Origin of the sequence: Hydrogenophaga sp. (genome assembly GCF_026125785.1) — a bacterium.
Classification (GTDB): Bacteria; Pseudomonadota; Gammaproteobacteria; order Burkholderiales; family Burkholderiaceae_C; genus Hydrogenophaga.
The window spans coordinates 309,166-326,102 of sequence record NZ_JAHCKL010000002.1; the positions used below are offsets into that span (position 1 = coordinate 309,166).

At 68.7% G+C, this 16,937-nt stretch carries 15 protein-coding genes; 5 read left to right on the top strand and 10 right to left on the bottom strand.

The genetic code is table 11. The annotated features are described in order from the left end of the window. The first annotated feature begins 378 nt into the window (after window positions 1-378). Genes KIT53_RS03720 through KIT53_RS03740 form a run of 5 tightly spaced genes read left to right on the top strand, consistent with a single transcriptional unit; the run spans window position 379 to window position 5,720 of the window. Complete coding sequence (locus tag KIT53_RS03720; protein ID WP_297747818.1) at window positions 379-1,455, top strand: ABC transporter substrate-binding protein; 1,077 nt, start codon at window positions 379-381, stop codon at window positions 1,453-1,455. A gap of 15 nt (window positions 1,456-1,470) precedes the next feature. Continuing rightward, complete coding sequence (locus KIT53_RS03725) at window positions 1,471-3,042, top strand: sugar ABC transporter ATP-binding protein (protein WP_297747822.1); 1,572 nt, start codon at window positions 1,471-1,473, stop codon at window positions 3,040-3,042. Continuing rightward, a complete protein-coding gene (locus KIT53_RS03730) occupies window positions 3,039-3,956 on the top strand; it encodes an ABC transporter permease (RefSeq protein ID WP_297747825.1) in 918 nt (305 codons plus the stop codon). Before KIT53_RS03725 ends, KIT53_RS03730 begins: the two co-directional genes overlap by 4 nt. Then, window positions 3,953-4,924 (top strand): ABC transporter permease, encoded by a 972-nt coding sequence (locus tag KIT53_RS03735; RefSeq protein ID WP_297747828.1) that lies wholly within the window; start codon window positions 3,953-3,955, stop codon window positions 4,922-4,924. The genes KIT53_RS03730 and KIT53_RS03735 overlap by 4 nt, the downstream gene beginning before the upstream one ends. Window positions 4,925-4,961: 37 nt before the next feature. Then, the gene (locus KIT53_RS03740) at window positions 4,962-5,720 is read left to right on the top strand and encodes an alpha/beta fold hydrolase (RefSeq protein WP_297747831.1); all 759 of its coding nucleotides are present in this window, start codon (window positions 4,962-4,964) and stop codon (window positions 5,718-5,720) included. A 13-nt stretch (window positions 5,721-5,733) separates the two neighbouring features. On the opposite strand, the gene KIT53_RS03745 is transcribed toward KIT53_RS03740, so the two are convergent. The 10 genes from KIT53_RS03745 to KIT53_RS03790 all read right to left on the bottom strand — a co-directional run bounded on the left by KIT53_RS03745 (window position 5,734) and on the right by KIT53_RS03790 (window position 16,778). Beyond that, entirely contained in the window at window positions 5,734-6,447 is a 714-nt protein-coding gene (locus tag KIT53_RS03745; protein ID WP_297747833.1) for an EthD family reductase, read from the bottom strand. Beyond that, complete coding sequence (locus tag KIT53_RS03750; protein WP_297747836.1) at window positions 6,444-7,619, bottom strand: NADH:flavin oxidoreductase/NADH oxidase; 1,176 nt, start codon at window positions 7,617-7,619, stop codon at window positions 6,444-6,446. Before KIT53_RS03750 ends, KIT53_RS03745 begins: the two co-directional genes overlap by 4 nt. After that, entirely contained in the window at window positions 7,616-8,536 is a 921-nt protein-coding gene (locus tag KIT53_RS03755) for a DMT family transporter (RefSeq protein ID WP_297747839.1), read from the bottom strand. The genes KIT53_RS03750 and KIT53_RS03755 overlap by 4 nt, the downstream gene beginning before the upstream one ends. A gap of 26 nt (window positions 8,537-8,562) precedes the next feature. After that, on the bottom strand, window positions 8,563-9,531 hold the full coding sequence (locus KIT53_RS03760) for an MBL fold metallo-hydrolase (RefSeq protein WP_297747841.1): 969 nt from the start codon (window positions 9,529-9,531) through the stop codon (window positions 8,563-8,565). Between the two features lie 31 nt (window positions 9,532-9,562). Then, a complete protein-coding gene (locus tag KIT53_RS03765) occupies window positions 9,563-10,273 on the bottom strand; it encodes an ABC transporter ATP-binding protein (protein ID WP_297747845.1) in 711 nt (236 codons plus the stop codon). Then, entirely contained in the window at window positions 10,260-12,032 is a 1,773-nt protein-coding gene (locus tag KIT53_RS03770; RefSeq protein WP_297747848.1) for a branched-chain amino acid ABC transporter ATP-binding protein/permease, read from the bottom strand. Before KIT53_RS03770 ends, KIT53_RS03765 begins: the two co-directional genes overlap by 14 nt. Beyond that, the gene (locus KIT53_RS03775) at window positions 12,029-12,952 is read right to left on the bottom strand and encodes a branched-chain amino acid ABC transporter permease (RefSeq protein ID WP_297747851.1); all 924 of its coding nucleotides are present in this window, start codon (window positions 12,950-12,952) and stop codon (window positions 12,029-12,031) included. Before KIT53_RS03775 ends, KIT53_RS03770 begins: the two co-directional genes overlap by 4 nt. Window positions 12,953-12,962: 10 nt before the next feature. Then, window positions 12,963-14,156, bottom strand: a complete 1,194-nt coding sequence (locus tag KIT53_RS03780) for an ABC transporter substrate-binding protein (protein WP_297747855.1) — start codon at window positions 14,154-14,156, stop codon at window positions 12,963-12,965. Window positions 14,157-14,229: 73 nt separating this feature from the next. Continuing rightward, window positions 14,230-15,006, bottom strand: coding sequence for a glucose 1-dehydrogenase (locus tag KIT53_RS03785; RefSeq protein WP_297747858.1), 777 nt, complete (start codon window positions 15,004-15,006; stop codon window positions 14,230-14,232). 20 nt (window positions 15,007-15,026) lie between these two features. Continuing rightward, entirely contained in the window at window positions 15,027-16,778 is a 1,752-nt protein-coding gene (locus KIT53_RS03790; RefSeq protein WP_297747861.1) for an FAD-dependent oxidoreductase, read from the bottom strand. Between the last annotated feature and the right edge of the window lie 159 nt (window positions 16,779-16,937).

Here is a 16,937-nt window from a genome sequence, read left to right on the forward strand (position 1 = left end):
GGCAGAGCCACCGCCGGGTGCCGAAGAGGCCCCGGCGGTTTTCATTTGTGCCGGGTCGCGGGCGTTGTTTGGTGCGATCGGGAAAACAAAGCTTTGCAAAACGAAAAAAAACGATCAAAACTAGGGAAAACTCTGATCTGAAAAAGCCGATTTCGATCAAAAAATAGTCCCACACATTGATCGTTTCAGTGCGATGGCGCAGGGCCTACGGGCACTCTGCCGGTGCCACGGCCTATCAGGTTGTGGCGGCTCCCCAAGCCTCTCCAGAACCGAGGCAGGAAGACAGGCCACCCTCATCGGGGCGGCGACCGAAACGAACAAAAGCGAACTTGCCGGGTGCGTCCCAGGTGAGACACGTCCTTGTCTTCAGGAGCCATCATGTCCCATTCCCTTCTTCCCGTGCGCCGCTGGTTCGGTGCCGCGGTGGTTGCCGCCGCTTTCTGCGGTGCCGCCGGTGCCGCCGACGTCGAACTGCTTCCGGGTGGTCTGCTGACCCCCACCACCAAGGAACAGACCCAGCCGGGCCAGTTCAAGAAACCCGGGCCGTGGCGCATCGGCGTGTCCTTCGGCGGGGTGGGCAATACCTGGATCGTGCAGATGATCCAGGAGATGCGGCATGCCGCCGCACAGGACAAGAACATCGGCGAGTTCATTTTCGTGGAGGCGAACTGGCAGGCCGCCAAGCAGGTGGCCGACGTGGAGGACCTGCTGACCAAGAAGGTGGACGTGCTGATCATCGGGCCGATCTCATCGGCCATTGGCGCACCCTTGGTGGAGAAGGCCGCGAAAACGGGCATCCCGGTGGTGGTGTTCGGCGCGTTCGGCAAGGCCATGCCATCGACCGTGGAGATGATGGGGGCGGGCGAGGTCTTCGGGCGCCAGGGGGGTGAATTCCTGCGCAAGGAGCTCAACGGCAAGGGCAACCTCTGGGCGTTCCGTGGCGTGGCCGGCGTGGAAGAAGAGACGCTGCGCTACAACGGTTTCCGCAAGTCCATCGAAGGCTCCGCCATGAAAGTGACCAAGGAGGTGTTTGGGGACTGGAACTACGCCAAGAGCAAGCAACTGTGCGAGAACCTCGTCCTGTCCGGGGATGCGGTGGACGGCATCTGGTTCTCGGGCGCCGAAATGACCCGTGCCTGCATCGACGTTTTCAAGGAAACGGGAAAGCCGTTGGTCCCCATGACCGGCGAGGGCAACAACGGCTTCCTGCGCACCTGGAAGGCCACCGGTGTCAAGAGCGTGGCGCCGCAGTTCACGCCGGGTCTGGGCGCCGCTGTGGTGCGCGCCTCGGCGGCGCTGCTGGCCGGCAAGCCGCTGTACCGCGCCTACTTTTCTTCGCCGCCGCCCATCACGCAGGCGGATCTGGACAAGTTCTACCGCCCGGATCTCAACGATGCCTACTGGCTGCCCTCCACCTTGCCGGAGGCCAAGCTCAAGGACATGTTCCGCCGCTGATGGTACGGACAGCCGATGCCTGACACCCTTGCCACTCCCCATGGAGCCGATCCCATCGTCGTGCGGCGCATCGGCAAGCGCTTCGGGTCCACCGTCGCGCTGCACGATGTGGATCTCGTCGGCCGTGCCGGCTCCATCCATGCCATCACCGGAGAGAACGGAGCCGGCAAGTCCACGCTGATGAAGCTGCTGGCGGGGGTGCACCAGCCCGACGCGGGCGAGATCCTGGTCGGCGGGCGCCCCATGGTGCTGCGCAGCCCGGCGGCGGCGCGCGCCGCCGGCATTTCCACCGTGTTCCAGGAACTCACCGTGCTGCCCAACCTCACGGTCGCGGAAAACTTGCTGCTGGGGCGCGAGCGTTCCCGGGCGGGGCTGCTGGACCGGGCTGGCATGCTGGCCGAGGCGCGCGCGGTGCTGGCTCGCATTGGCATTGAGCTCGATCCCCTGCGGGCCGGCGGCAGCCTCACCGTGGGCGAGCAGCAACTGGTGGAAATCGCCAAGGGCGTGAGCACCGATGCCCAGGTCTTCATCTTTGACGAACCAACGGCTCCGCTCAACCGTGCCGAGGTCGACAAGCTCGAGGCGCTGCTGCATGCGCTCAAGGCCCAGGGCAAGCTGGTGTTCTACATCAGCCACCGCCTGGACGAGATCTTCCGCCTCTGCGACACCGTGACGGTGCTCAAGGACGGTCGCCTGGTGGCCACCGAGGCGATCGGCGCGCTGGACCATGACCGCCTGATTTCGCTGATGGTGGGACGTTCGCTGCAGGCGCTGTTTCCACCGCGTCCGGACCCGGCCGAGGTCGGTGAGCCGGCGCTGCAGGTGCGCCGCCTGCGGCCCACTGCTTCTTCGGCCAGCGTCGCGCTCACCTTGCGCCGGGGCGAGATCGTGGGCCTCGGCGGCCTGGAGGGGCAGGGGCAGCGCGAGATCGTGCGAGCGCTGGCCGGCGTGATCCGGGCCGCGGAGGCCGACATCGTGCGCCGTGGACCCGATGGCCACGAGCAGCCCTACGACCCGCGCGCCGGTGCGATGCAGGCCGTGCGCCAGGGGGTCGGGCTGGTGCCGGAGGACCGCAAGCAGGAAGGCCTCTACCTGGACCTGCCGATCGCGGACAACATCTGGCTGGGGCTGCTGCGTGGGCTGGGGCTGGTTCGCCGCGCTCCGCGCTCACGCCAGGTGGTCGGCACCCTGGCCGAGCGCATGCAACTGCGCTCGCGCGACCTCGACCAGGACGTGGGCGATCTCTCGGGTGGCAACCAGCAGAAGGTCATGCTGGGTCGCTGGCTTGCCGCGGGCGTGGACATTCTGCTGGTGGAGCAGCCCACCCGGGGTGTGGACGTGGGTGCCAAGGCGGAGATCTATGGGCTGTTGCGCGACTTCGTGCGGCAGGGCGGCACGGTGCTGGCGCTGTCGTCCGATCTGCTGGAGCTGATCGGCCTGTGCGACCGGATCATGATGGTGCGCGGCGGACGGATCGTGGGCGAGGTGCCTGCCGAAGGCGCGACCGAAGAACAACTGCTGGCCCTGGCCCTGGTCGAACAGACCGGCGACAAGGCCCGCTCTCAGGCGGAGGCTTCCCTCGCATGAACACATTTCGAACCGGCATCGGCCGCATGACCTTGGCGTTGCCCGTGCTGCTGGTCGCTTGCCTGGCGCTGGCGGCGCCGAACTTCCTGGCGGCGCAGAACCTGTCGAACGTCACAGGCCAGATCACCGCGCTGCTCATCGTCAGCCTGGGGCAGATGCTGGTGGCGCTGGTGGCGGGCATCGATCTGTCGGTGGGCGCCGTGATGAGCCTGGCGGGTTGCCTGGTGGCCACGCAGCCGGATCCCGTCATGGGCGTGGTTCTGGCGCTGCTGCTGGGCTTGTGCGTTGGCCTGTTGAATGGCGTGGGCGTGGCCTTTGCCGGCATCCACCCGCTGATCATGACCCTGGCGTCCATGACCTTCCTGCAAGGCCTGGCCTACCTCGTGCTGCCGATTCCCGGTGGAGAGGTGTCCCCTGTGCTGGGGCGCATGGCCAATGGCCATCTCTGGGGTGTTCCCTTGCCCTTGCTCTGGTGCGCGGCCTGCATCGCGCTGGCCGGTTTGCTGCTGCACCGCACGCGCCTGGGGCTGCATTTCTTCGCGGTGGGCGCGATGGCGCGCAGTGCTCACCTCAACGGAGTGCAGGCGCGCACCGTGGTGGTGGCCGCGTACATCCTGTGCAGCCTGATGGCCGTGGTGGCGGGCATTTACCTGACCGCACGGGTGTCGGCCGGTGACCCGACCATGGGGGCGGCGTTCGGCCTCGAATCCGTTGCCGCGGTGGCTCTGGGCGGCGTGCAGCTCACCGGTGGCGTGGGCAGCATCCTGGGCGTGGTCATCGGTGCCCTCAGCCTGGGGCTGATCACCAACGGAATCAACCTGTTCGGCATTTCGCCTTTCCTGCGAGGCGCGGTCACGGGCGTGCTGCTGCTGGTGGCGGTGTGTTCCCAACGCAGAAAGGCGGTGGGGCTGTGAGCGCCGTTCCCCTGACCCGACCCGTGGCCATGCCCTCGTGGCGCAAGGCACTCGGCTGGCTGGCCGACCTGCCGCCGGCCTATGTGGCGCTGTTCATCCTGCTGGTGCTGGCCGCGTTCATGCGCCCTCAACTGCTGTCCGCCATGCTGCTGCCACTCATCGCGCGGCAGGCCGCCCCGCTGGGCCTGGCCGTCATCGGGCAGTCGCTGGTGATGAGGGCGCGCTCCATAGACCTCTCGTCCGGCGGTGTCATCGTCGCCGTTGCCTACCTGCTCACCAGCGGCTACTTTCCCCTGTCAACCGGTATGGCGGTGGGACTGTGCGTGCTGCTGGGTCTGGTGGTAGGCGCGCTCAACGGGGTGCTGATCGTGAGGACGCGCGCCTCGGCCATGATCGTCACGCTGGCCATGTCCATGATCCTCACGGGCTGCGTGGTCGCGCTGTCGCAGTTCCGTGCGCCCGGTGATGCGCCCGAGTTCCTGACCGAACTGGTGCGCCAGCGGGTGCTGGGCTGGCCGGTGCCCGTGCTGATCTGGCTCGTGGCCCTGGTGCCCGCCGCGCTGCTGCTGCGCTACACGGTGTTTGGGCGTGCCCTGGATGCCGTGGGCAGCAACCCCCAGGCGGCCGCGCTGTCGGGCCTGCCCCACCTGCGCGTGGTCTTTGTCGGTCACGTGGTGTCGGCGCTGATTTCCGTGGCCTGCGGCTTCGTCCTCGTCGGCTTCGTGGGCAAGGGCAGCATCACGCTGGGCCAGGATCTCGCGCTGAACTCTCTGGCCGCGGCGATCCTGGGCGGCGTGACCTTTGGCCGCAGCAAAGGCGGGATGGCCGGGCCGGCGGTCGCGGCGTTCATGCTCACCTTTCTTTTCAACTTTCTGACCAGCCTGGGCCTGGGCGAGCCCGGGCGGCTGATGCTGCAAGGCGCCATCATCGCGGTGGCCGCGCTGGCCTACAGCCTCAAGACCCGCTGACACTTCCCGCAACCCTTCTCACCCCTCAGGAGACTCCATGAACGAAGAACCCATCCTCCCCGGCGCCGAGCCCTTCTTCTTTGCCGGCAACGATGTCGGCGTGCTGGTCTGTCACGGCTTCACCGGTTCCACGCAAAGCATGCGTCCGCTGGGCGAGCACATCGCCAAGGCCGGCTACACCGTGATCGGACCGCGCCTGAAAGGGCATGGCGTATCGCCCGCCGCCATGGCCCGCACCACCGCCAGCGACTGGATCGCCTCGGTGGAGGAAGCCCTGGCCACGCTGCGCAAGAGCTGCTCGCAGATCTTCATGGTGGGTCTGTCCATGGGTGGGACGCTGTCGCTCTACATGGCCGCCATGCACCCCGATGTCATCAAGGGCACCGTGCCGATCAACGGCGCGGTCCAGCTCAATTCCGCCGACATGGCCGGCCTTGCGCTGGCCACGGGCCTGCCGGACACGGTGCCCGGCATTGGCTCGGACATCAAGGCGCCCGGCATCCAGGAACTGGCGTACCCCGAGGTACCGGTGGCCGCGTTCCGCCAGGTGTATGCGCTGATGGCGGTGACCCACGACCTGCTGCCGCGCATCAAGTGCCCGGCGCTGGTGATGACCTCGCGCGAGGACCACGTGGTCGACCCCAGCAACGGGCCGCGCATCGTGCGCCGCCTGGGCAGCAGCCGGATCGATTTCCGCTGGCTCGACAACTCTTACCACGTGGCCACGCTGGACCACGATCTCGACCTCATCGCGCAGGAAACGCTGAGTTTCATCCGCTCCATCGCGGGCAAGTAGGCCGGGGGCCTGCTCAGGCGACCCGGTGCTCCTGCACGACGAAGGCCGTGATCTCGTGCAGGAAATCCTTGGCGTGGGCCATGGTCACCTGGCCGGCGGGGCTGGCGAAGGCGGCGTTCAGGGTCTCGGGGTCGGTGAACCAGAGTTCGACGATGCCGTCGATCGGCAGCGCCTCGTAGCCGCAGGGCTCGCCCTTGCGGCGTTCGCGCGCCACCACCACGTTCTGCCGGTAGCCTGAGACGCCCGGCATGCGCCGCACGTGTCCGGCGTGCACCCGCCATTCGCGCCGGAAGTCCGCTTCGTCGATGTCGGGTCGGCGCTTGAGGATGGACATGCGCTTGAGCCGCCGGGCACGCTCGGCGGGCGCAGGGAGTTCGATCACGGTGGTCTGTTCGCAGGTGACGATGTGCAGGCCAGCCAGGAAGCGGGCCTCGTCCTCGCGCAGCGGCCCGGCCAGGTTGCCGGCGTCGAACGCCTGGCCGGCGTCGGCGGCCGAGTCGAACCAGAGTTGCGAGAAGCCGTCGAAGTCCCAGGGACCACGCGCGAAGTCGATGCCGCGCTGCAGGCGGTCAAGCACCGGGTTCTGCCAGTAGGCGCGCAGGCCGGGCGCCTGCGCGGCGAGCGGCCCATGGTGGTCGCGCCAGTAAGCGCGAAAAGCGTCCTCGCCCAGCGCGGGGTTGCGCTGGAGCAGGCCCATGCGGACCGTCTCGGTCGTGGGGTTCATCATGCTGTGTCTCCTTCTGGGTGGTGGGCGTTGGCGCGCGCCTCGGCCAGGCCTGGTGCCCGCTTGGCCAGCCAGATGCCATGGCGTTCGGGCCAGCGCTGGAAGGCGGGGTCGATGCCGAAATGGGCGGCGGCGTGGTGCGGCCAATAGGGGTCCAGCAACGCTTCGCGGCCGATGGCCACGAGATCGGCGCTGCCTCGCGCGAGCACGGCCTCGGCCTGTTCGGGGTCGACGATCATGCCCACGGCCTGCGTTCGCACGCCGGCCTGCTGGCGCAACTGGCGCGCGAAGGGCACCTGGAAACCCAGGCCGCGCGGCACCGGCAGGGCACGGGTCTCTTCGGTCAGGCCGCCCGAAGAGCAGTCGACCACGTCCACGCCCAGCGCCGCCAGCGCCTGGGCCAGTCGCACCGAATCGTGTTCGCGCCAGCCGCCGATGCTGCCGTCGACCACCGAGAGCCGCGCGAACAGCGGCTTGTGCGCGGGCCAGATGGCCCGCACCGCGCGCGTGACTTCCAGCGGCAGGCGCATGCGGCCCTCCAGGCTGCCGCCCCAGCGGTCCTGGCGCTGGTTGGCCAGCGGCGAGAGAAACGCGGCGATCAGGTAGCCGTGGCCAAAGTGCAGCTCGACCACGTCGCAGCCGGCTTTGTCGGCGCGCACCGCAGCGTCGACAAAGGCCTGGATGATGCCGGCAATGCCGGCTTCATCCAGTGCCAGCGGCACGCTCCAGCCGGGGCCGGCTGGCCGCGCGCTCGGTCCCAGGCGTTGCCACGGGTCCGGGTCGGCCGCCATCTCGGCCTCGCTCAGCGCGGCACCGCCTTCCCACAGGGGCTGGCTGCCGGCCTTGCGGCCCGCGTGGCCCAACTGCACGCCGAAGGCCGCGCCCTGCGCCTGGACGAAGGCCGCCACGCGCGCCAGAGGCGCGATCTGCATGTCGCTCCACAGGCCGAGGTCGGCGCTGCCGATGCGCCCGCGCGGATCGACCGCCGTGCTCTCGGTCAGCACCAGTCCGGCGCCGCCGAGGGCGAACTTGCCCAGGTGCACCAAGTGCCAGTCGGTGGCCGCGCCGCGCTCGGCCGCATGCTGGCACATGGGCGAGATGACGATGCGGTTCTTCAGGTCGAGTTCGCGCAGCCGCAAGGGCTGGAACAGCAGGGGCAGGGTGGACATGGTCATGCGCGGGCGTGGGCGTCGCGTGCGCGCTGCGTGCCCAGCCAGGTGCCGAGCATCACCGCGACGAAGCCGACCAGGTGCCAGGCCGTCAACCGCTCACCGAGCAGCACCACGGCACCGAGCACGCCAAAGACCGGCACCCAGTAGAAGAACACGGCGGTGCGCGCCACCCCGATGCGGCCGATGGCCTGGTTCCAGGCGATGCTGCTCAGCGCGGTGGCGAAGACGCCGGAGAACAGCACCAGGCCCCAGGTGCGCCAGCCCACGGCGAAGTCGCCGAACCCAGGCACCGGGGCGGTGGCCAGGTCGTGCACGATCAGCAGCGCGGTGCCGATCAGGTAGACCGCCCAGCTGATGGCCAGCGCGTCCAGCCGGCCGGCCAGCCGTTGCACCAGCGCGCCGCCGGCGGCAAAGCTGATGACGGCCCCGACCAGCAGCAGATCGCCGGCCCCGGCCGCGCTCAGCGAATGCAGCGGGTGGCTCAGGATGACGGCGGCCACGCCCAGGAAACCCAGGGCCAGGCCGGCCAGGCGCGGTGCCGTGAGGCGTTCATGGAAGGCGACCGCCGCCAGCAGGGCGGACACCAGCGGGGACAAGGCCATGATCAGGGCCGCGTTGGTGGCGGTGGAGCGCAACAGACCCTGGGTCAGCAGAATCTGGTTGGCATAGACCATCAGCAGGCCGCAGACCAGCAGGCCCGCCATCTGGCGACCCGTGAGCCGGCGCGGCAGGCGGCGCCACCAGAGCAGCACCGCGGTCAGCACGATGCAGGCCACGCCCATGCGCAGCGAAGCCACGCGCAGGGGGCTGAGTTCACCGGTCAGCAGCTTGACCGCGGTGACGTTCAGGCCCCAGATCAGCATGGCCAGCAGCAGCACCGCCTGCGTGGCGGCGGCGGATGGCTCGCGCGGGTCGCTCATGCGCTGTGGGGGCCGGATGCGGGGGATCAGCCTTCGAGCGATTTCCACATCTCGATGTCGCGCTCGGCGGTCCAGATGCGCGGGTGCACATGGCCGGTGGCCTCGTCGTAGGCGCGCGAGACGTCGAACGGCATGCAGTGGTCGAAGATCACCCAGTGGCCGTACACCGGCCGCAGCGCCGCCATGGTCTCCTTGTAGATCGTGCCCAGGTCCTTGCCTTCGGCCACGCCGTTGTTCACCAGGGTGTAGACGTCGGAGATGAAGGCGCGCGTCGAGGCGATCGCGCGGCGCACGCTGCCGGCGTTTTCCAGCGCGCCGCCGCGGCCGGGCACCAGCTTCTCGAAGCCGAAGCCGGCCAGGCGGTCCAGCGTGGTGGGCCAGTCGCGGAAGTAGCAGTCGCCCGCGTACGCGGTGCTCTGGTACTCCACCAGGTCACCGGCGAAGCAGATCTTCTGGTCTTCCAGGTAGGCGATGGTGTCGCCCTTGGTGTGGCCGCGCCCGATCTGTGCCAGCTTGACCTCCAGCGTCTTGCCCAGCCACACGCTCATGCTGCCGTCGAAGGTCATGGTGGGCCAGGTCAGCCCCGGCGGCACCGATTCCACGTTGCGGAACAGCCTCGGGAAGCGGCCGATCTCGCTGGCCTTGTCCTGCTCGCCGCGCTCCACGATCAGGTCGTAGGTGTCTCGGCTGGCGATGATCTGCTCGGCGCCTTCCTGGAAATAGGCCGAGGCGCCGAGGACGCGCACCGCGTGGTAGTGGCTCAGCACCACGTACTTGATGGGCAGCGGCGTGACCTCGCGGATGCGGCGGATCACGTCCTGCGCCATCGCGGGCGTGGCCTGGGTGTCGACGATCATCACGGCCTCGTCGCCGATGAAGACGCCCGTGTTGGGGTCGCCCTCGGCGGTGTAGGCCCAGGCGTTCTCGGACAGGCGGGTGAAGCTGATCTGCTTGTCCTGCATGTCCGCGTGGCTGGCGAAGGTCTTGGTGTTCATGGGAAGGAATGGAGGCGTGAAAGGTGGAATCTCAGTGCGCGCCGAGGTAGGCCGCGCGCACCTTGGGGTCGTCGAGCAGTTCGCGTCCGGCGCCCTGCAGGGTGATGCGGCCGGTCTCCAGCACGTAGGCGCGGTCGGCCACGCTCAGCGCCTGCTTGGCCATCTGCTCCACCAGCAGGATGGTCAGGCCGGCCTGGCGCAGTTGCCGGATGGTGTCGAAGATGTCCTTGATGATCAGCGGCGCCAGACCCAGCGACGGTTCGTCGAGCAGCAGCAGGCGGGGTTCGCTCATGAGCGCGCGGGCAATGGCCAGCATCTGCTGCTCGCCGCCCGACAGCGTGCCGGACGGCTGGTGCTGCCGCTCGGCCAGGCGCGGAAAGCGCGCGAACTCGCGGTCGATCGCGGCCTGCACCGCGCGCGGGTCCTTGCGGCGCGCATAGGCGCCGAGCATCAGGTTCTCGCGCACGGTCTGGTCGGCAAACACGCCGCGCCCCTCCGGCGACATGGCCATGCCCAGGCCGACGCGCTGGTGCGGGGGCACCTGGGTGATGTCTCTGCCATCGAACACGATGCGCCCGGCCGCCGCCGGCTCCAGGCCGGCAATGCTCTTGAGCAGCGTGCTCTTGCCCGCGCCGTTGGCGCCGATGATGGTGACGACCTCGCCAGCGCCCACTTCCAGGCTGACTTCACGGACCGCCTCGATGGCGCCGTAGTTCACGCGCACGCCTTCAAGCTGGAGCATGGGGTGCCTCCTCTTCGGTGCCCAGGTAGGCGGCAATGACGCGCGGGTCGGCCTGGACCTGCTCGGGGCTGCCCTCGGCGATCTTGATGCCGTAGTCGAGCACGATGACGTGGTCCGAGATGGCCATCACGAGGTCCATGTGGTGTTCCACCATGAGAATGGTCACGCCGCAGCGGCCGATGCGTTGCAGCAGTTGGCCCAGTTCGGCCGTCTCCTGCGGGTTCAGTCCGGCGGCCGGCTCGTCCAGCAGCAGCAACTGCGGCTCCGTGGCCAGCGCGCGCGCCAGTTCCACGCGCCGCTGCAACCCGTAGGGCAGGCTGCCGGCGTTCAGGTGGGCCTGCGCGCCCAGCCCCACGAGCTCCAGCAGTTGTAGAGCACGCTCGCGCGTGGCCTTTTCCTGCCGCCGGGCACCGGGCAGCGCCAGCAGCGAAGCGAAGAAGCCGTTGGCCATGCGGCTGTGGCGCCCGAGCATGACGTTGTCCAGCACCGAGAGCTCCGCGAACAGGCGCAGGTTCTGGAAGGTGCGGCCCATGCCCATCTTGCAGATGGCGTGCATGGGCGTTCCGGTGATCTCGCGCCCGAGGAACCGGATGGAGCCTTCGCTGGGCTCGATCACGCCAGTGAGCATGTTGATGAGCGTGCTCTTGCCCGCGCCGTTGGGGCCGATGAGGGCGTGCACGTGGCCGCGCTGCAGCCGAAAGGAGATGTCCTGCGCCGGCTTCACGCCGCCGAAGGCCTTGCTCACGTGGCTGACCTCCAGCAGTTCGCCTTCGCCTTGCGCCACGGTGTAGCCGGCGTCGCCGCCCAGGCCCGTGCCTGGTGCCGGCTGGCCACGGCCGAACAGCCGGCTGGCCGCACCCACCACGCCGCCGGGCATCACGTACAGCGCGAACAGCAGCAGGAAACCGTAGGCGAAGTGCTGGGCCGAGGGCCAGCGCGCCAGCAGCGCGTCGATGGTGGTGAGGATCACCGCTCCGGCCAGCGGGCCGTAGAGCGAGCCCGCGCCCCCGAACAGCACCAGCAGCAGGATGAAGATGGAGAGGTGGAAGTTGATGAAGTCGGAGTTGATGTACTGGTTCTGCTGGGCCACCAGCGCACCCGCGATGCCGCAGGTGACGGCCGCGACCACGAAGGCGATGACCTTGGCGCGGTACACCCGCACGCCCACCGAAGAGGAGGCGATCTCGTCGGCCTGCAGCGAGAGCAGCGCGCGGCCGAAACGGCCCTGGATGAGGTTGCGGATCAGCAGGTGCGTCAGCGCGCACAGCAGCAGGCCCAGCCACACCCATTGCAGCGAACTCAGCGGCTGCCCGTCCCAGGTGATGGGGCGGATGCCGTAGATGCCCTGGGCGCCGCCGAAGACGTCGGTCCATTCGCTCACCAGTTTTTCGACCACGATGCCGAACGCGAGCGTCACCATGGCGAGGTAAGGCCCCTTCACCCGCAGCGAGGGCAGGGCGATCAGCACACCGCAGATGCCCGAAACACTCGCCGCCAGCACCAGGGCCAGCCAGGGGTCGATCTCGGTGCGGCTGGTCAGCAGCGCCACGGCGTAGGCCCCGGCCGCGAACAGGCCGGCCTGGCCGAGCGACTTCTGGCCGGCGTAGCCCACGAGCACGTTCATGCCTGCGGCCGCCAGGTAGTAGACGCACATCATGAAGGCGATGCGCAGGTAGTAGTCGTTGCCCAGCAGGGTGCTGGCGGCCATCAGCGCGGCCGTCGCGGCCACGACGAGGGCCAGGTGGGTCGCGAACTTCATACCTTCTCCACCACGGGCTTGCCGAACAGGCCGGTGGGACGGAAGGCCAGTACCAGGATCACCAGGGCGAAGACGGCGACCTCGCGCCACTGCGCCTGCCAGAGGTTGATGAGCGACTCCAGCACGCCCAACGCAAAGCCGCCGATGACGCAGCCGCGCGGGTTGGACAGGCCGCCGATCATGGCGCCGGAGAAGCCCTTGAGGCCCACGGCCAGTCCCATGAAGAGCGAGGCCTGGGCGATGGGAGCGAGCAGGAAGCCCGAGAGGCCCGCCAGCGCCGCGCTGACGACGAAGGCGCCGATCATCACCGCCTGGGTGTTGATGCCCATCAGGCTGGCGATCTGGCCGTTGGCCGCCACGGCGCGCATGGCCTTGCCCACCATGGTGCGGTTCATGACATGGTCGAACACCAGCATCACCGCCACGCTCACGCCCAGTGTGAGCAACTCCTGCGGCCGCACGCCAATGCCCCAGAAGCGGATCACCTCGTCGCCCACGGGCGCGGGCACCACCACGGGCTTGGGGCCCCAGATGGCCAGTCCGATGCTCTGCAGGATCACGCCGAAACCCAGGGTGCTCATGACCCAGGCCATGCCCGGGCGGCCGGCGAACGGGCGCACGCCCGCCACATACAGCAGCCAGCCCAGCAGGCCCATGACACCCAGTGCGGCCGCAAAGGCCAGCAACTGGGCAGTGAGACTGGGCTCGGTGGTGCCGAACGAGGTCGACGACACCGGCATGCCCAGCATCAGGAACAGCGCGCTCATGCCGATGAACGCACCTGCCGAGACGAACTCGCCGTGCGAGAAGTTCAGCGTCTTGGTGGTGGTGAACGTGATGCTGAACCCGAGCGCGACCAGCGCGTAGGCACCGCCCACGGCCAGTCCGCTCAGGATCGCCTGCAGAAGCGCGACGGTCATGGCGATCGGTTTACTGTTTGAAGTCCGCGGCGGTGAACGAGGTGATCAGCGCGTCGCTGTAGGGCAGCAGCTTGCCGTCCTTCCACTTGATCCACACCAGGTCCTTGGCGGTGAGGGCTTCGTGGTCGTTCTTGCTGAAAGGCTTGGTGTAGGTCTTGAGCAGGCCTTGCACCGGGGCCTGCAGGTCCTCCAGCGCCAGGCGGATCTGGGAGCCGTCGGTGCTCTTGGCCTGCTTGATCGCCTCGGCCATCAGCAGCACCGAGTCGTAGCCGTGCAGCGCGAACGAGAACGAGCTGGGCGCCTTGAGCTTGGAGCCGATGCGGTCATACAGCTTCTGCTGCGTCGGCGTGCGGGTGTCGCCCACGGTGCGCATGAAGAGCGGCTTCTCGGCCAGGGTCTTGCCCGCGGCGTCGTAGAAGGTGATGTTGTCCGCGGCCCAGGAGGTCAGCGTGAGCGGGAAGTAGTTGATCTTCTCCATGCTGCGGATGAGCTGGGCGATGGGCGTGCCCTGGGCCCACACCACCACCGTGTCCACGCCGGCGGACTTCATCTTGCCCAGTTGGGAAGTCATGTCCGTGTCGCCCACGCCGAAACGCTCGACGCCCGCGATCTTGATGTCCTGCAGCTTGGCGATCTCTTCCATGTCCTTGAGGCCGCCCTGGCCGTAGCCGGTGGTCTCGGCCATCAGGCCCACCACCTTGGAGGCGCTGTTCTTCTTCACGTAGGCCATCAGCGCGGCCACTTGCTCACGGTCCACCATGGAGACGCGGAACATGTAGTTGTCCGCGCCCGGGCTCATGGGTTTGGTGATGTCGGTGCCGGAGCCCACGTTACCCATCACGGGCACCTTCTTCTGGTTGGCGATGTGCTTCCAGGCCATGGCGTTGCCGGAGTTGGTCGGGCCGAACACGGCCGTGACCTTCTCGTTGTCCACCAGGTCGCTCATGTTCTGGATGGACTTGGGCGGCGCGGACACGTCGTCGCGCGTGACCAGGGTGAGCTTGCGGCCCAGCACACCGCCCGCGGCGTTGATGTCGGCGATGGCGGCTTCCATGCCCAGCACGGCGGCCTGGCCGCTCTGGGCGGAAGGCGAGGCGGACAGGTCGCCGTTGTACCCCAGCTTGATGTCCTGGGCCATCGAGGCGCCGGCCGCGACGGCAAAGGTTGCCGCCGCGAGCGCGGTCCGCAGGTGAGTCAGCTTCATGGTTGTCTCCTTGGTTGGAAAAAGGGCGCGGGGCCCGGACTGAAAAACGGAAAGAGGGTGGCCGGGGGGGCGGCTACGCCGCCAGGAAACCACCGTCCACCGGCAGGGTGATGCCGGTCACGTAGCGGGACATGTCGGAGGCGAGGAAGATGACCGGGCCCACAAGGTCCTCGGTCTCTCCCACGCGCCCCATCGGGATGCGGGTCATGAAGGCCTCCAGCCGCGCGGGGTCCTCGCGCGTGGCTGCGGTCATGGGCGTGGCGATCACGCCGGGTGCCAGCGCGTTCACGCGCACCCCCAGCGGCGCCAGCTCGGCCGCCAGCGACTGCGTGAACATCTTGATGGCGCCCTTGGACGGCGAATAGCCCAGGCTGCCCCCCTGGCCGGCGTAGGCGGCGATGGAGGCGATGTTGACGATGCCGCCGCGGGCGGACTTGATCGCGGGCAGCCAGGCCATGGTTGCGTTGAAGGTGCCCTGGACGTTGACGTCCATGGTCTTCTTCCAGTTGGCCGCTGCCCTGGGGCTGGCCGTGCCTTCGCGGATGATCACGCCGGCGTTGTTGACCAGCAGGTCGACCGTGCCCACGTCCTGCGCCACGCGCTGCGCCAGCGCCTCGCAGGCCTCGGCCGACGTGACGTCCAGCGCGAACGACCAGGCCTGGGCGCCGTCGTCGCGCGCGAGTTGCGCGGTCTGCGCGGCGGCCTCGGCATTCATGTCGGTGGCGATCACACGGGCACCGGCCTGTGCCAGGCCGAGCACGATGGCGCGGCCGTTGCCTTGCCCGGCGCCCGTGACCAGGGCCAGGCGGCCCTGCAGCAGCGCGGGTGCGATGTGGGGAGGAAAGGTCATGGCAGGGTCTCCGTCGGGGCTCAGGCGGTGGCTTGCGCGGCGGTGGCCAGCGGTGCGATTTCCGCCGCTGCGGGCTGCTGCGCGAGTTCGCGTCCGGCCACGTAGCCGAAGGTCAGCGCCGGCCCCAGGGTGATGCCCGCACCTGGGTAGTTGCCGCCCATGACGCTGGCCGCGTCGTTGCCCACCGCGTACAGGCCCGGGATGGGTTGGCGCTGGGCATCGAGCACGCGTGTGCGCTCGTCGGTGACCAGGCCGGCAAAGGTACCGATGTCGCCCACCACCAGCTTGATGGCGTAGTACGGGCCGTGCTCCAGCGGCGCCACACAGGGATTGGGCGCCACCGTGGCGTCGCCCTGGTAGCGGTTGTAGGCCTTGCTGCCCTTGCCGAACGCGGGGTCTTCGCCGCGCTGCGCACCGGCGTTGAACTCTGCCACCGTGCGTTCGAGCACCGCCGGATCGACGTCGATCTCTCTGGCCAGCGCGGCCACCGTGGCGCCGCGCTTGAGATAGCCGCTGCGCAGGTGGCGGCCGATGGGCAGCGGCGCCGGCGCCACGCAGCCCAGTCCGTAGTTGCGCAGGGCCTTGTGGTCGCACAGCAGCCAGGCCGACACCTCGGGCTCGTCCTTGCAGGCCGCCACCATGCCCTGCACGAAGTCGTGGTAGCTGTTGCCTTCGTTGGTGAAGCGCACGCCGCGGCGCGTCACGGCGATCACGCCGGGCTTGGCGCGGTCGATGAAGTGGGGCATCACGCCCCGGCTGCCATCGGGGCGCGTGGTCACCGAGGCGGGCACCCAGGCCGCCGCGTGCGGGATGGTGCCATCGACCCAGCCGCCCACGCTCTCGCCCAGGCGCAGCCCGTCGCCGGTGTTGGTCTGGGGCGAGGGCGAATAGTGTTCCTGCCCTGTGGGCGCGTGGGGAAAGAGTTGGCGGCGGCGCTCCACGTCGTAGGGGAAGCCACCGCAGGCCAGGACCACGCCGCGCGCCGCGCGCACCAGCACCGGCTGGCCTTCGTGCTGCACCATGGCGCCGGTCACGCGGCCCTCTTCAGAGACCAGGCGCTCCACCGGCGAAGACAGCCAGATGGGGATCTTCAGGTCCATGGCGGCGCGCGCCAGGCGGCCGGCGAGGGCGTTGCCGTTGGTCAGCGTCATGCCGCGCCCATGCCGCAGCACGTCCAGGAAATGCCGGGTCAGCCGCCGGGTCACGTAGGCGAAGGACACCGGCGACTTGAAGGCGCGCATGAAGTGTTTGATCTCCGGGCCCGAGCCCAGCATCATGCCGAACACCGTGAGTTCGGGCAGCGGCGGCGCCAACTGTTTGATGCGCGGCCCCAGTTCGCGTCCGTCGAACGGGCGGGTCACCATGGAGCGGCCGCCCTGCTGGCCGCCCGGCGCCTCGGCGTGGTAGTCGGGGAACACCGCCGGCAGGTCGAACTGCACGCAGGTGTTGCGGGTGAAGAAGTCGATCGCCTCAGGGCCTTGGGTCAGGAAGGTGTGTACGCGCGCCGCGTCGTAGTGCGTCGTGGCCTCGTGCCTCATGTAGGTCACGGCCGCGCCCGAAGGCTCCTCGATGCCTTGCTCCCTGGCCAGGCGCGTACCCGGAATCCAGAGCCAGCCGCCCGAGCGCGCGGTGGTGCCGCCAAACAGCGGCTGCTTGTCCACCACCAGCACCTTTAGGCCCTGCGAAGCCGCCGTGATGGCCGTGGCCATGCCCGAGGCGCCGGTGCCCACCACGAGCACGTCCACGTCCCGTGTCTTTGTCTTTTCCGTCATTGCTGCTGCTCCTGCTCTGCCCGATGAGACCGGGACTCGGTCTTCGTATGATTATGGTCAATCAATTCGTTAATATCGAACGATTAGACTTCATCAGACAAATCCATGAATATCGGGGAAAACACGGATGGCTACACTCGGGCCTTCGCGCATGAAATC